Annotated in this window: 9 protein-coding genes; 4 read left to right on the forward strand and 5 right to left on the reverse strand. The window is 43.8% G+C overall.

Annotation, left to right across the window (positions count from 1 at the left end):
- The first annotated feature begins 218 nt into the window (after positions 1 to 218).
- Complete coding sequence (gene fucP, locus ACTHMC_RS03100; RefSeq protein WP_440410731.1) at positions 219 to 1,448, forward strand: L-fucose:H+ symporter permease; 1,230 nt, start codon at positions 219 to 221, stop codon at positions 1,446 to 1,448.
- A 13-nt stretch (positions 1,449 to 1,461) separates the two neighbouring features.
- On the opposite strand, the gene ACTHMC_RS03105 is transcribed toward fucP, so the two are convergent.
- The 4 genes from ACTHMC_RS03105 to ACTHMC_RS03120 form a co-directional block, all read right to left on the reverse strand.
- Entirely contained in the window at positions 1,462 to 3,054 is a 1,593-nt protein-coding gene (locus tag ACTHMC_RS03105) for a family 43 glycosylhydrolase (RefSeq protein WP_440410733.1), read from the reverse strand.
- Positions 3,051 to 3,971, reverse strand: coding sequence for a sugar phosphate isomerase/epimerase family protein (locus ACTHMC_RS03110; protein ID WP_440410735.1), 921 nt, complete (start codon positions 3,969 to 3,971; stop codon positions 3,051 to 3,053). The genes ACTHMC_RS03105 and ACTHMC_RS03110 overlap by 4 nt, the downstream gene beginning before the upstream one ends.
- Before the next feature lie 8 nt (positions 3,972 to 3,979).
- Positions 3,980 to 4,972: a glycoside hydrolase family 43 protein gene (locus ACTHMC_RS03115; RefSeq protein WP_440410736.1), complete on the reverse strand. Its 993-nt coding sequence runs from the start codon at positions 4,970 to 4,972 to the stop codon at positions 3,980 to 3,982.
- A gap of 78 nt (positions 4,973 to 5,050) precedes the next feature.
- A complete protein-coding gene (locus ACTHMC_RS03120) occupies positions 5,051 to 5,314 on the reverse strand; it encodes a hypothetical protein (protein WP_440410738.1) in 264 nt (87 codons plus the stop codon).
- A 191-nt stretch (positions 5,315 to 5,505) separates the two neighbouring features.
- Between ACTHMC_RS03120 and ACTHMC_RS03125 the strand changes: the two genes are divergently transcribed.
- Together ACTHMC_RS03125 and ACTHMC_RS03130 are read left to right on the forward strand one after the other, a co-directional pair.
- Positions 5,506 to 6,372 carry a FecR family protein gene (locus tag ACTHMC_RS03125; RefSeq protein ID WP_440410740.1) on the forward strand — a complete coding sequence of 289 codons (867 nt, stop codon included), beginning with the start codon at positions 5,506 to 5,508 and terminating at the stop codon, positions 6,370 to 6,372.
- A gap of 233 nt (positions 6,373 to 6,605) precedes the next feature.
- Positions 6,606 to 9,731: a SusC/RagA family TonB-linked outer membrane protein gene (locus ACTHMC_RS03130; RefSeq protein ID WP_440410742.1), complete on the forward strand. Its 3,126-nt coding sequence runs from the start codon at positions 6,606 to 6,608 to the stop codon at positions 9,729 to 9,731.
- Between the two features lie 148 nt (positions 9,732 to 9,879).
- Here ACTHMC_RS03130 and ACTHMC_RS03135 read toward each other — a convergent pair whose 3' ends face one another.
- Positions 9,880 to 10,086, reverse strand: coding sequence for a KTSC domain-containing protein (locus tag ACTHMC_RS03135; RefSeq protein WP_440410744.1), 207 nt, complete (start codon positions 10,084 to 10,086; stop codon positions 9,880 to 9,882).
- Between the two features lie 120 nt (positions 10,087 to 10,206).
- Here ACTHMC_RS03135 and ACTHMC_RS03140 point away from each other — a divergent pair.
- On the forward strand, positions 10,207 to 10,947 hold a 741-nt coding region (locus tag ACTHMC_RS03140), incomplete at its 3' end, for a TVP38/TMEM64 family protein (protein WP_440410745.1).

Genomic DNA, 10,947 nt, shown 5'->3' on the forward strand with positions numbered 1-10,947 from the left:
ATTGGTTTTAGGCTTTGTTACCAGTTATGTCACGGCTGAAAGGGCATTCCGCTATAAAGGAATAAAATAAATAAGGGGGCGATAGAAGAAAAAGACAGGTTATGTTACATAAAGAAAATTGCTCTTCCAGAAAAAATGGTGCTTATATTAGGGTTGTGCTGAGCCATAGCCGTGATTGACACTAACAACCGTTTGCCTAACTCTTCTAAACTAACTCTATGAACCAACCCAGGTTTACAGAAAAACAGTTCTTTCTTGTTTTCGCTTTTGTTACCTCTCTCTTCATGCTCTGGGGCATTGCGCATTCTATCAGTGATGTGCTGAATAAACATTTCCAGAACGTACTGGATGTTTCCAAAGCCCAGTCTGGTCTTATACAGATGTCAGTATTCGGTGCTTATTTTGTAATGAGCATTCCTGCGGGATTGTTCATGAAACGTTTCGGTTATAAACCAGGTGTATTGTTGGGACTGATCCTTTTTGCAGGAGGCACCTTCCTGTTTGTTCCAGCGGCCAATGCAGGTTCATTCGGTTATTTCCGTGTGGCGCTTTTCATTCTCGGCTGTGGCATGGCTACCCTGGAAACTGTGGCGCATCCTTTTGCAGCTGCACTCGGGGATCAGCGAACCAGCGACAGGCGCGTGAACTTTGCACAGTCCTTCAATGCCGTGGGCGCTATCATCGGGCCAGTGATCGGCACTTTCTTCCTCTTAAGAGCCACTACCGGTAATACCGGTGACGGCAAACTTGACTCAGTAAAAATGCTGTACATAGGCCTTGGTATTTTCATTCTGCTGGTGGCCGTTGGTTTCCTTCTGCTGAAAGTACCCTCGCTCTCAAACCCGCACGAAGACCCCGCTGACAGCGAAAGCTCCAATGCGGATACCGCACCGGATAAGCCATTGATCAGGCACCGCCATTTTGTTTGGGCCGCTATCGCACAATTCTTCAATGTGGCAGCACAAGCCGGTACCTGGGGATATTTTATCAATTACGGCCATGAAGTGATGGGATACAGTGACGAGAAAGCAGGAAGCTATCTGGCGGTATTCATGCTGATGATGGCCCTGGGCAGGTTCATTGGTACATATCTGATGAAATTCATTGCACCCAACAAGTTGCTTGCCGCATTTACAATAGGTAGTATCCTTGCCTGTGTGCTGGTTGCGCAGAAATGGGGCTGGGTTTCTTATGCAGCGCTTTTCTCCATCAACTTTTTCTTCAGCATCATGTTCCCTACTATTTTCAGCCTGGGGCTGAAGAACCTTGGCAAGCGGACACAACAGGCGTCCAGCTTTATCTCCATGGGCGTTGTAGGTGGCGCTGTTATGCCTTATTTCATGGGCATGATAGCAGATAAGGATGTGGCAACAGCTTACTATCTTCCGATCTTATGCTACTTCGTGATCTTTTTGTTCGCTGCTAAATTCTATAAAGTAAGACATTGAATCATAATCAGGACTATGGCCGGTTTGCAGGTAGCAGACCGGCTTTTTTCTTTGGGTCCGGATTTGAAGATGGAGAGGAATAATTGAGAAGGTTGAATTCATCAAACACCGCATTGTTATCCCCGGTAACAGGATCAGTCTTTACAAATAGGCCCGCTTTGATGCCCCATGACCACCACCCCAGGTGATCAGCATTCACAGGTGATGTGTCATTTTTATTTCCGGAAACTGGCACCCAGGTTCTGTTATCGGTACTGTAGAAAAAGATCATATTCCTTGCTCCGGTCACCATTGCTTTAAGATAAACAACAGATGCGTTTTGTATAACAGCCCTGTTCATTTCTGTGTACTCCCCGTTTTTAACACTCCATACTATAATCGTATCCTGCTTCACTCCTATGCCAACGCTGTTTGCATTTGTACCATAGAGTACCAGTCCTTTCAGTGCCTGATTCCTTCCTGTGACCTTTGTGCTTATATTGAAATCAGCAACGGATGGATTAACACAGAGCGCAGTGCCTGTCTTGTTCTTTTCATTGCGCTTCTCTTCTGTAAGATGAAGTTCCCCTTCCTTTATCGATGCTTTGAAATTGTAAGACGCTACATCGTACCGCCACCATGGAGCCAGTTTGTCTGCACTGAATGAATCCTGGATATTTCCCATCAGTATTCCCTGCCTTTTTTCAGCGGGCACAGGCTTGAAGGATGGCCATCCGTTCTTATTCCACTCCATCTCACTCATCAAAGCCGTTCTGCCAAGATACGGGAAACCTGGTGCAGGATAGGCATGATAAAGGTATGCCCATGTATTCTTTGTTTTCAAAGCTGTGCCATGTCCCGGGCATTTCCAGTCGTCATTTGATTGCAGCAATGGGTTGCCCGAATATTTTTCCCAGGGTCCCTTCATGGTCTTTGCCCTGGCAACGCCTACCTGGTAATTGCACCCACCGCCACAACAACCGTTGCCGGAATACAGCATGTACAGATAACCGTTATTCTTTATCACACATTGCCCTTCAATACCGCCTGCTTCCCAACTGTTCTTTTCGGCAGTAAGAATGGTAAAGGCTTCGCCTTTCAGTGAAAGACCATCGGCGCTGAGCTCTGAGCCCAGGACTTCTATAGGCCTGCCCTGTGTAAGGCCATAAGCTTTCCAGGTGATGAATAATTTTTCATTCTCTTTATATACAAATGCATCGATCGCTTCATTGCCCCATTCCACCAGCACTCCCTTATCCTGGAATCCCTGCTCAATGTTCTTTGTGGTGGCCACGCCAATACAGGAGATGCCATCCTTTCTTCTGGCCGTATAGTAACAATAGAATTGCCCGTTGTGATAATAGAGCTCCGGCGCCCAATATGAGTTGATGGTCCAGGCAGGGGCCTCATTGAATACATAGCTGAGAAAAGCCCAGTGGCGAAGATCAGTGGACCTGTAAACCGGGAATACCGGCCCCCAGTCGTTGGAAGATCCGCAGGCATAATAAGCACCATTCACTTCAACGATACTTGGATCAGGGAACTCTCCGGGTATCACATTTTGCTGGGCTCTTGTAAATTGAATGCAGATCAGTTGCAAAAGACTATAAAAGAAGAATTTCTTCATATTGCTTTGGCTGTTTTGATCAGCAGTTCTTTTGTTTTCTTAATCCCTTCTTCCGCAGGGATCTTATCGCCCTCATACTCCACTCCAATGATACCTTTGAAGCCGGAATCTTTGATGATCTTCATCATACGTGGGTAATCGGTTTCAATACAATTTCCTTCAGCATCAAAATCAAAGGTCTTTGCACTGACGCCTTTTGCATATGGCATCCACATCTGGGTACCTTTATATTTATCATACTCCTCCGCACATTGATTGTTCTCATGACGGATACAGAAATTACCGAAGTCGGGCAGGATGCCTACATTCTTTCTGTTCACACCCTGCATCACAGACAGGAGCCAGTCTCCATCAGAAGAATAGCTGCCATGGTTCTCTACAATTACATTGAGCCCCGATTTACCGGCAAACTCACCAAGGCGGCTCAAACCATCTATAGCAGCGGCTTTCACTTCATCCCTGCTTCCCCTTCCGTATGCATTCACACGGATGGTCTTACATCCCAGGAACTTCGCAGCATCCACCCATTTGTAATGGTTCTCGATGGCTTTCGTGCGCTCATTGTTATCGGGATTACCCAGATCACCTTCCCCATCGATCATGATCAGATGGTTCTTTACATTATTGTCTTTGCAACGCTGCAACAGGGCGCTCAGGAATGTTTTGTCGGTGGCCTTGTCTTTGAAGAATGTATTCACATACTCTACAATGCCGATATCAAACTGTTTGCGGGTGATCACCGGAAAATCCAGTGCATCATATTTCTTGTTGAAAAATTCCTTGTGCAGCGACCATTGCGCCAGTGAGATCTCAAAGAATTGTTTTGCAGGAAAAAGGTTGGCAAATGCGGGCATAGCCACAAAACCGGCGGCCAGCGCCGATGTATTTTTCAGAAAAATGCGACGGGAGTTTTTCATATGCAGGTTTATTTCAACAGGTGTTTACGTACGCCTTCAAAAGTCATTTTTACCGGTTTGATCAGACCATTCTCATCGAATTCCATTTTATCGATGCAGGTCTCGCGGTGATTGCCATCCGTTGCGCCCAATGGGCGGCGGTGGTAAACGATGTACCAGTCCTTACTACCGGGAGGTTGTAAAACAGAGTGATGACCTGCTCCCCTTGCCACAGTTGCATCCTGCTCCAACACAGTGCCGATGCGCTCAAAGGGTCCGAAGGGAGAATCACCGATGGCATAGGCCACTTTGTAATCAGGGCCCGTCCAGCCACCTTCGCTCCACATAAAATAATATTTGTTGTTGCGGATGAACATGAGCGGACCTTCCACATATCCTTTGGGTGTGATCTCCCGGAATGTATTTCCATCTTCAAATGGGATCAGGCCAGTGAAATCATTTTTCAATTTAGTGATATTGCAACGGCCCCAGCCTCCGTAGATCATATAGTACTGCCCGTCCTTATCATGGAATACGTACTGGTCGATAGGCTGTGCCTTATTCACGATCTTATCCAGCAATGGCTTTCCGAGGTAGTCTTTAAAAGGACCTTCCGGCTTGTCGGCAACGGCCACACCAATGCCTCCATGTTCCTTTTCGGTCTGGATATCATTGGCAGAAAAGAACAGGAAATACTTATTATCCTTTTGAAGGATACTGGGCGCCCACATACATCTCCAGGCCCATTTCACAGCAGCGGTATCGATGATGCGCTCATGTTTTGTCCAGTTGACGAGGTCTTTTGATGAGAAGGCATCCATGAATACCTGTTTGGTGTATGGAGCAGAATAAGTAGGATAGATCCAGTATTGCTTGCCGAAGATGATGCCCTCAGGGTCTGCATACCAGCCGGGGAAGACAGGATTGCCGGAACTTTGTTTTCCGGAAAATTGAGTGGCAGTTTTGGGCGAGCAGCTACCAAGGCAGGCAAGCGCCAGAAAAGAATAGAATAGATTTTTCATGTAATGAAGACTCAGCAGCTAAAATATAGCTTATTTATCAAATGAAGCGGTTACGCTGCCGAACCTCATGACCGTATATCAATAATTTTTGATTGCTGCATCGAATTCGGCCTCAAGAGGCAGGTATCTGGCAGGGCAAACTTTGTCGCCCATGATCTTGAAGTCCCCATTCTGATCTCTTTGCATATGGATCCTGATGGTTTTGCCTTCGTGAGGAAAATAGAGCTGGTACAATTGTTTTTCCACGCAGTTCATGGTCACAAACTCAACAGGGAGCACTTCTCCATCCAGGGAGAAATCCTTTTTGAAATTGCCTATAGCTACTCCGCCGACAGATATCATAATTCAGGAATTGATGTACGAGGCAAAGATAATCCATTATCTTTGCCCACCCAACCAGGCCGCATTCTTCATTTGCGTCAATTTTCCCATGCGATAAAGATTCCTTCGTTTTCTCACAGGAGGGAGATCTATTCCGTACCGTCTATCGAACACAATTATCGCATTACAAATTAACAACAATTGTTGACCAAATGAAAAAAACAAGCCCGGGCGCTTCAGACAAACAAACAATTAAAGAGAGGAATGAACAGACGGGAACGGAAGAAATCAGCAGCACTTCTACAAGGTTCGGAAAATCTTTAAAACAGATAAGAAAGTCCATCTTCAAAAGAGCGAAAACAGAATTAACAGTTGCAATCATCATTTCCTCGATTGCATTATGTTATGTTTATTTAAACGAGAAAGACAACAACCCGATCTTAACAATCAAGGTACAATCAGGAGACAAATCAACTTATGAATTACCTGATGGCTCCAAAGTATGGTTAGCTCCTGGCTCTGAATTAAAATTTCCGGCTAAAGCATCAACCCTGTATGAGGTCTCTATGCAGGGAGAAGCATTTTTTGAGATAGACAACAAAGACAGGAACAAACATTTCAGCGTTAACACGGAGAAAGTCTCCATTACAGTGCTTGGCACATCTTTCCAGGTCTGTAATCAAAAAGGCACAACAAAAGTTGTTGTGATGAAGGGAGCAGTGAAGGTCAACGCAAACAAACTTGTGGAGATCTTACATACAGGCCAGCAACTAACCGTAAGCAAAGAGAAAATAAAAAAAGTGCAGGTGCATATCCCTGGTGACCCGGAGGACTGGATGAACAGCGAATTTTCATACAACGAATTGCCGCTGTCTGAAATACTGAACGACCTGGCGAATTGGTATAATGTAAAAATAATCTCTAACAATCTCTCCAATCAATCTTATAACCTGACATGGCAAAGAAAAAGGCCATTGATCGATCTTCTTGACCAATTGGAAGAACTCAAGCTGATCAGATATCATTCCAGGAATAAAACCTGCGCATTTGGAGACACCATCGTGATTACGGGTAATTAATGAAACCTTGCTATTTGGTCATAATCAATTCCATAAACCCGGTACAATACTTTGTAAGGAAAGCACTGCTATTGTTGCTGCTATTATTGTCTTTACAAACTACGGTTCTTTCCCAGAGCCAAAGAGACACGTCTGACTTACTGTATATCACTCCCAGGCATAATAAAGTTTCTACACTACTGAATTTCATTCATTCCAGGACAGGCTTTAATTTCGTTTATGCAATTACAGCATTGGACAAAAATCTGATAATAGAACTACCTGCTCAAAATATCTCAACGGGACGTTTACTTAAACTGATCGCTGAAAAAACAGAGACCAGGTTTGCCATAACAGGGAATATAATTGCATTTTTCAGCAACAAAACTTTACAGGCACCAATTGCAGGTTACATAGAGGGTTTGATAACAGACGAAGAAGGAAATCCATTACCAGCTGTAACTATTTCTGCCCCTTCGTATTCAAAATACTATATATCCTCCCGGACAGGAAATTTCCGGATCCCGGCTGACAGGAAATATGTTTTACTTCAAATTTCTCATACAACATTTGAAAGTCAAAACGTGCGGGCAACAATCAATGAGCGATTACAAATTATAATGGTAAAGCGAAGCAGCCATCTTCAGGAAATACAGGTTTCAACATCTGCATTCAATTTTACAAGAAAACATACTGCAAACCCAGTGCTCGTGGAGGCAAAGGATCTACCATCTATCAACAGCTACAATATTTTCAGCTCCCTGCAAGGAAGGATTCCGGGCCTGCTGATTACAGACGACAACGGTTCTCCCGGGACTGGCTGCAAAATTCAGCTTCGTGGAAATCAATCCATTGGTCTGATACATGGCTCTTTCAATAATTCTCTGAACAGTCCACTCATTTTGCTAAATGGGACCATCTTGGCGCCTGCTACCCTGCCTTTGAGAAATCTGTCATCTGCAATAGGAGATCCTGAAACGGACAATAACAGGCGGGGCATAAATATTCTGAATACTTTGAATCTGGAAGATATCGAATCTATAGAAGTAATAAGAGATGCAGACGCAACTGCTATTTTCGGCAGCCGGGGCGGGCATGGAGCTATCAGTATCCGGACAAAAAGGGCCAATGCTTTTCAAGCCCCCAGGTACAATGTGAATATTTCACGAGGGGGCTCTGTAACCGCATTTATGCCTCGTATGATGAATTCTTCCCAGTATGCAGAGATGAGACGGGAGGCGATGTCGAATGACGGGGTCTATGAAAATATTCACACCGCTCCTGATCTTTTGCAATGGCCTGCCGACCGCAATACCAACTGGAGCAAATTTTTGCTTGGCAACACTGCAAATACCAGGCACTACCATGTTTCCGGATCCGGAAGTTTCAATGATAAATTCAGTATTTATTGCGGGATCGGTTTTCGTGAAGAAACTACTGTACTGCCATCAAAATTCAGGAATGGGGATGCAAGTTTATTTATTAACAGTAGTTTCAAGGTGGATAAAAAAACAAAAACTGACTTTACAATCCTTGTGAGCAGTGAAAGGCAAAACCTGCCAGCTCTTAATCCCATGTCGCTCATTTATCTTGCTCCCAACGCTCCCGCAGCAACAAATGCTGAAGGGAAACTTGTATTTGAAGAAAACGGTTTGAGCTTCACGAACATATATGCACAATTGTTAAACAGATATAATACTGAGCTTACAACCATTTTGTCCAGTCTTAATCTGGAGCATATCATTTCCACCAAATTGAAATTTAGTGTCAGGGCAGGCGCAAATAAAATACAACTGAACGAAAACAGTATTTTCCCGAAAGCAGTGGCTCCCCTTTTGTCCAATATGCAGGGAACAATACATTACGGAGGCAGTAACTGGTACAACCTGAGCATTGAACCCCAATTTCAATTCAAGGACAGTTCCCGCAATAATAAATACAGCACCCAGATCAATTTCGGGTCAGCTATGAATGTTCAGGGAATAAAAGGAGAAAAATTATCCCTTACCGGATATGATAACGATAAGTTTCTGGGAATCCTCGAAGCTGCTGGCAATATTGCACAGCAGAGGTCAGGTCTTTCTATGAAACAAAAAAGTATATATGGCTCCTTTAATTTCTCTTATGAGAAAAAATATGCCATTCAACTAATCGGCCGGTTTGATGCGCCGCCCCGAAGAATACAGGAATCATCTTATGCTTTTTGGGGAGCAATTGGCACAAGCTGGGAATTCTCTAATGAAAAGATCATAAAAAAAATCGTCCCTTTTCTGGCTTCCGGAATTCTTCGCGCGAATTTTGGCACCAGCGGCAATGACAACTTTATAAATAACTACAACAGCTATCTGCAACAACAACAACCATTAAGCTACCATGTAAGTATGTTACCAGAGCAAACCCAGTTGCCGGCATGGGGAGGAGAATTTACAAGCAAGAAGGATGTTACCGTTGACTTATTGTTCAGAAGCAATATGTTTGTATCATTATCATGGTATCATAACGTTACTTCCAATCAACTACTGACAGCACTCATCCCAGGTCAGACAGGTCAATCATTCATTTATTCTGAAAACCAGAAAGCTTCCGTACAGAATAATGGCTTTGAAATTTCTTTATCGCTAAAGCCATATCTGAGAAGGAATAGATCCTGGGAAACCTCCCTGGTAATGGCTTTTCCCCAAAACAAGCTCAGGTCTTTCCCTGACCTGAAAAATTCACTTTATAAGAGAACGCTGACAGTGGGAAAATCAATAACTGAACAATATGGATTGCGATTTTCCCACGTTGACCCTATAACCGGCCTGAGCAGCTTTGTTGATGTATCAGGAGATGGCGTAATCAGCTACCCGGAGGATATTGTCCCGGTTGGAAACCTTGATCCAGTCTTATTTGGTAGCCTGAACAACAGTGTACGCTTGGGGAAATGGATATTCCAGGCATTTATTGAAGGAAAGGTGCAGAAACAATTCAATTCATATTTGTATTACCTGGCCAGAACGCCTGGCTCTTTTAGAAGTGATATGCTTACTAATCAACCGGCTTCAATGCTTGATCGTTGGCGTAATTCAGGTGAAGCATCATCATTTCAAAAACTATCGGCAACCGGCAATCCGCAATACAGAAAGGCTGTGGCTGATTTGATGAATTCGAACCTGATGCTGGTAAACGGATCATACCTGAGATTAAGACAGTTATCAATTTCCTGGTACCCACCCGAAAAATGGTTACAGTCCTTATATATAACACAAATGAAGTTCTATCTGTCTATACAGAACCTGATCACCGTCACTCCTTATAAGGACGGTGATCCAACGATCAGATATCCTTTTGAACTCCCAACAATCCGGTCTTTTTTGTTAGGCGTAAATCTGAACTTTTGATGAAACCACCTTCCGTAATCATAACTTGTCCATTTTTCAATACCTTTCATTTTTCTCCCTACTGCATTCCGCAGGAAGAAGTAAATTGTCAAAGGCGTCAGTTGAACAGTAAACATACTTTCTGGTCCTTCACATTTTAATAGATAACTTACTCAGGCTCTTCCATTCTGATAAAAGCATATTTTCCTTTGATATGCCGATTGTAGAATACTCCCTTCTCCCGGTATGCCCTGAATGCTTCTACCACTTCCTTATCAACATGCTGATAACGGTACCGGTTCCCGGAAACAAATTCAATGATCAGCGTTTCCTGGTCGGCATCGTATACAAAACTCCTGATGACCGTTGATGGCATAGTAAACTGTTTGAAATCAGATATGCATATAAATTATGCCAGTAAGATCCTGGTGTCATATAGGCTGGCACAATATTTTTCTTCGCTTACCAGAAAGCTCAGGATCAGAACTTAACGAGTATGAACACAAATCCATTACCCGATAACTCAGTTCGCCCCAAAGTCAGCAAAGCGCCCCTTTTTATCTCCATTGGGCTGCTGGCAGTACTGGTTGGTTGCTATTTTCTAATACCATCTTTCCACAATGGCATCAATGAAGCATATCATGTGCTAACCAGCGAAGACTCCACACGCATACGAGACTGGGTTGGCCAGTTTGGAATACTGGGCCCCATCCTGCTCATACTGGTGATGGTGGTGCAGATGTTTCTCTTCGTAATACCGAATATTCTTATAATGATGGTGGCAATTACCTGTTACGGGCCTGTATGGGGTTCAGTGATCTCACTGGCTGGCGTTTTTGCATCCTCTTCCTTTGGATACATGATCGGAAGATACCTGGGACGTGCAACCGTAAGCAGGTTCTTTGGCGAGAAGACCCAACAAAGGATCAGCAGCTTCATTAAGGATTACGGAGTGCCTGCCATTGCCATCACGCGGCTCTCATCTTTGTCTAACGACTCACTCAGTTTTGTAACCGGCATGCTTAAAATGAATTATACAAAATATATACTGGCTACTCTCGGCGGCATCACGCCACTGATTGTTCTGCTGGCTTTGTACGGGAGAAATGGGAAGATTGAAAAAGCGCTGATCTGGATAGCAGCATTTTCCGTGGTCACGCTTGTTGCATACATTTTTATTGATAAAAAGAGGAAGAAGAAAAAATTACAAAGGCAGACTGCTATTAAGGCAGCGGAG

The sequence above is a fragment of the Pseudobacter sp. genome (assembly GCF_051955275.1).
Classification (GTDB): Bacteria; Bacteroidota; Bacteroidia; order Chitinophagales; family Chitinophagaceae; genus Pseudobacter.

Excerpts from the sequence above, each read along its gene's own strand:
- ACTHMC_RS03135 (WP_440410744.1), bottom strand. The coding sequence starts at position 10,086 with ATGCCATCAACGGTCATCAGGAGTTTTGTATACGATGCCGACCAGGAA.
- ACTHMC_RS03120 (WP_440410738.1), bottom strand. The coding sequence starts at position 5,314 with ATGATATCTGTCGGCGGAGTAGCTATAGGCAATTTCAAAAAGGATTTC.
- fucP (WP_440410731.1), top strand. The coding sequence starts at position 219 with ATGAACCAACCCAGGTTTACAGAAAAACAGTTCTTTCTTGTTTTCGCT.
- ACTHMC_RS03115 (WP_440410736.1), bottom strand. The coding sequence starts at position 4,972 with ATGAAAAATCTATTCTATTCTTTTCTGGCGCTTGCCTGCCTTGGTAGC.
- ACTHMC_RS03110 (WP_440410735.1), bottom strand. The coding sequence starts at position 3,971 with ATGAAAAACTCCCGTCGCATTTTTCTGAAAAATACATCGGCGCTGGCC.
- ACTHMC_RS03125 (WP_440410740.1), top strand. The coding sequence starts at position 5,506 with ATGAAAAAAACAAGCCCGGGCGCTTCAGACAAACAAACAATTAAAGAG.
- ACTHMC_RS03105 (WP_440410733.1), bottom strand. The coding sequence starts at position 3,054 with ATGAAGAAATTCTTCTTTTATAGTCTTTTGCAACTGATCTGCATTCAA.